Origin of the sequence: Methylobacterium sp. 285MFTsu5.1 (assembly GCF_000383455.1) — a bacterium.
In the GTDB taxonomy this organism is placed as follows: Bacteria; Pseudomonadota; Alphaproteobacteria; order Rhizobiales; family Beijerinckiaceae; genus Methylobacterium.
The window spans coordinates 1-3,083 of the sequence record NZ_KB911340.1; the positions used below are offsets into that span (position 1 = coordinate 1).

Genomic DNA, 3,083 nt, shown 5'->3' on the forward strand with positions numbered 1-3,083 from the left:
AGGCCGGCGCCTCGACGGGGCTGTAGCTCAGATGGGAGAGCGCCGCAATCGCACTGCGGAGGTCAGGGGTTCGAATCCCCTCAGCTCCACCAGGCAGTCTTTACAAAACTGCGTGCCTGGTGGTCGATACGAAAAGCGCCGCGGTGTCCGTGACTTAGCCGCGTCTCCATGACGATATGCTAGTCTCTACCCCGCCAGACCTCGGATAGGCGGCTGATCGAGGCCACTGTCTCCGCTGGTGCCAAACCCGTTTCCGCGCACAGAACCCGATGGCAAATGCGCGCGTCGTTCGCCGCAGACGCACGGCGTTGCGATTGTGAGCAGTCGCCGGCTACGCAGGGATGGTGACCGTCAGGATTGGTTCCGTCGGCCCGGCGAGGATCCGTAGAGCGATGGCGGGGCGATGCACTTACAACCCGAGGGCACGCTCCTGATCCGCCCAAGATGCCGGCAGCTCGGCCAGATGGCGGACGCCGATGCCGCGCGGCAGGCGCCCGTCGACGATGGCCCGCACGATCCGCGGGGCAAGATGGGCAAGCGGCAACACCATCCGCACCGCGCGCTCGCTGCAGCCCTCGCGCACTGCGATGGCAGCGGTACCCGCCGCACGCGCCGCGACGAGGTCGTCGACCCAGGCGCGGCTGCGGCCGATAGCCGTTAGGATGCGCGCGCGGTCCTCGACCTTCATCGGCCGCAAGCCATCGCGCTCCATCCCCGGGGGTACGACGATCTCCCGGCGCCGACGATAGCCCGCGGGCGACCAGGGGATGCGGATCGGATCACGCTCGTCCCCACCGACCAGCTCAATCAACAGCGCGTCAGGGTGGACCGTGACCCGCGCGAGGTGGGTCGCGACCACCTCGGTGTCGCTGAGGATTTCGCACGCCGGAGCGGATGGCGAGGCGGACGCTGCAGTTGGGAGAAGCGTCGCGCGCAGCGCCAACATTACGCTGGCTTCCACCGCGTGGGCGGCGATGCGGCGGACCGTGCAGGCCGGTCGTCCCCGGACCGCCGCCCGGCTGACGTAGTAGCGGTAGCGCCGCGCGCCCTTGGCCGTGTGGCTCGGGGTCATCGCTTGGCCATGCTCGTCCCGGATGCGCCCGGTGAGCAGATGCGCACCCTCCCGCCGCCGGGCGGTGTGCGCGTGGTGATTGGCCGCCAGCTGCGCCTGGACTGCGTCGAACACCGCCGGGTCAACGAGGCCGACGTGCTGGCCCTCGTGCACACAGCCCCGGTGAATGAGCCGGCCGACGTAGATCGGGTTGGCGAGGATCTTGTACAGGTGCCCGCGGGTGAACGCCCCGCCCCCGACCAATTTGCCCTTGCCGTCGCGGCGCTCGGGCACGCGGATGCCGCTGGCCTCCAACTCGGCCTGCAGCGCGCTGACCGTGCCGAGCGCGCGGTAGCGGGCGAAGATCGCGCGCACGACCTCGGCCTGCTCCTCGACCACGTGCAGCGCGCGCGTATCGACACGGTAACCCAGCGGCACAACGCCACCCATCCAGATGCCCTTGCGCTTGGAGGCGGCGATCTTGTCGCGGATGCGCTCGCCGGTGACCTCGCGCTCGAACTGGGCGAACGAGAGGAGGACGTTGAGGGTGAGGCGTCCCATGCTGGTCGTGGTGTTGAACGCCTGGGTCACCGACACGAACGAGGTGCCATGAGCGTCGAACAGCTCGACGAGCTTGGCGAAGTCGGCCAGCGCGCGGGTGAGGCGGTCGACCTTGTACACGACGATGACATCGACTCGGCGTTCGCGCACGGCGGCGAGCAGGCGCTGGAGGGCGGGACGCTCGAGGGTACCGCCGGAGTATCCGCCGTCGTCGTAGCGTTCGGGCAGGAGCCGCCAGCCCTCGTGGGCCTGGCTCCTCACATAGGCTTCCGCCGCCTCGCGCTGGTTGTCCAGCGAGTTGAACTCCTGCTCCAGCCCGTGCTCGGTGGACACTCGGGTGTAGATCGCGCAGCGCAGCGCCGGGCGGGCGCCCGAGGGGGGATGCTGTGCGGCGTTCACTGAGCGGCGCGGTTTGACGCTCATGCCGGGGCCCTCCGCGCAACCCTCTGCCGCCCGGCCCCCGTCGCCACTTCAGCCCGCTCGCGCAGGCCGAAGAAGCGGGGGCCGTTCCACTTGGTGCCGGTGATGGCGTGGGCGACACGGGACAGGCTGGGGTAGGTCGCCCCCTCCCAGGCGTAGCCGACGTCCAGTACGGTGACGGTGTGCATGCGCCCGCCCCACTCGCGCGACAGCTGCACGCCGGGAGTTTGCCCGCGCCGGTCCGGCACCGGGATCGCGATGGCAGTCGCTGTGGCCGCTGCGCCGGGCTCGGACCTGTCTCGTCCGGGCCCCGTCCCCCGCCCGGCCGAGAGACGGCCGAGAGTTTGCGCGGTATCGCGGTCGAGGTCGCCCAACGCGCGGATCTGAAGGCGGTGGGCGAGGATGCGGGCGCGCAGGGCGGGGGAGAGGCCGGGCGGGGCGGCGGAACCGAAGTCCCGCCGCCAGCGCCGGGCGAGGGTGGCGGCGTCGAGGCCGGCCAGTTCGTCGAGCGCGGCCGCGAGCCGGTAGGCCGCGGAAGCAGCCCCCGTCTCGACCTCCGCCGTCTGCGCCGCGGCGGGCGTACGCTGCCCGCCCATCAGGCTGCCGCCGCAGCTGTGACAGCGGCCTCAGCCGTCGGCTTACGCTGGGGCTTGCGCGCCCGGGGCGGGGTGGTGACCGCGGTCATCGGCGCGGGGATGCAGTATGCGATGGCGTCGTCTGGGCGGGCGGCCTTGAGCAGCGCCTGGCCGCCGGTGCGGATGCGCGAGAGGGCGGCGCGGGTGGTGTGAGGCAGCCAACCAGTGGCGGCAGTCAGCTCGGCGAGCGTCGCCCCCTGTTCGCGCCTTAGCAGCGCCAGCACCTGCGCCTTCTTGCTTGAGATCGCAGTACCGGCAGGATCGGTCGGTGCGGCGGCAGGGGCACTCGCAACTACCTTGGCGGCACGCGGCGGCTTGGGCTGTCAGGCGACACGGCAAACTGACCCCCTGACGCCATGAGGACCTGACCCCCTCGAAGAGCGAGGAGGTCGAGATGATCAGGAACGAAGATCAGG

General features: G+C 71.0%; 3 protein-coding genes and 1 tRNA gene. 1 reads left to right on the plus strand and 3 read right to left on the minus strand.

Features of this window, described 5'->3' with window-relative positions; all coding sequences use genetic code 11:
* Positions 1-16 precede the first annotated feature (16 nt).
* Positions 17-92 (plus strand) — tRNA-Ala (locus H288_RS0131760).
* 317 nt (positions 93-409) lie between these two features.
* On the opposite strand, the gene H288_RS0131765 is transcribed toward H288_RS0131760, so the two are convergent.
* The 3 genes from H288_RS0131765 to H288_RS33690 are packed head-to-tail and all read right to left on the minus strand — an operon-like array spanning position 410 to position 2,912.
* Complete coding sequence (locus H288_RS0131765; protein ID WP_081636616.1) at positions 410-2,035, minus strand: recombinase family protein; 1,626 nt, start codon at positions 2,033-2,035, stop codon at positions 410-412.
* Positions 2,032-2,628 (minus strand): DUF2924 domain-containing protein, encoded by a 597-nt coding sequence (locus H288_RS33685; protein WP_020096578.1) that lies wholly within the window; start codon positions 2,626-2,628, stop codon positions 2,032-2,034. The genes H288_RS0131765 and H288_RS33685 overlap by 4 nt, the downstream gene beginning before the upstream one ends.
* Positions 2,628-2,912, minus strand: coding sequence for a DUF3489 domain-containing protein (locus tag H288_RS33690; RefSeq protein ID WP_106735971.1), 285 nt, complete (start codon positions 2,910-2,912; stop codon positions 2,628-2,630). Before H288_RS33690 ends, H288_RS33685 begins: the two co-directional genes overlap by 1 nt.
* Positions 2,913-3,083 lie beyond the last annotated feature (171 nt).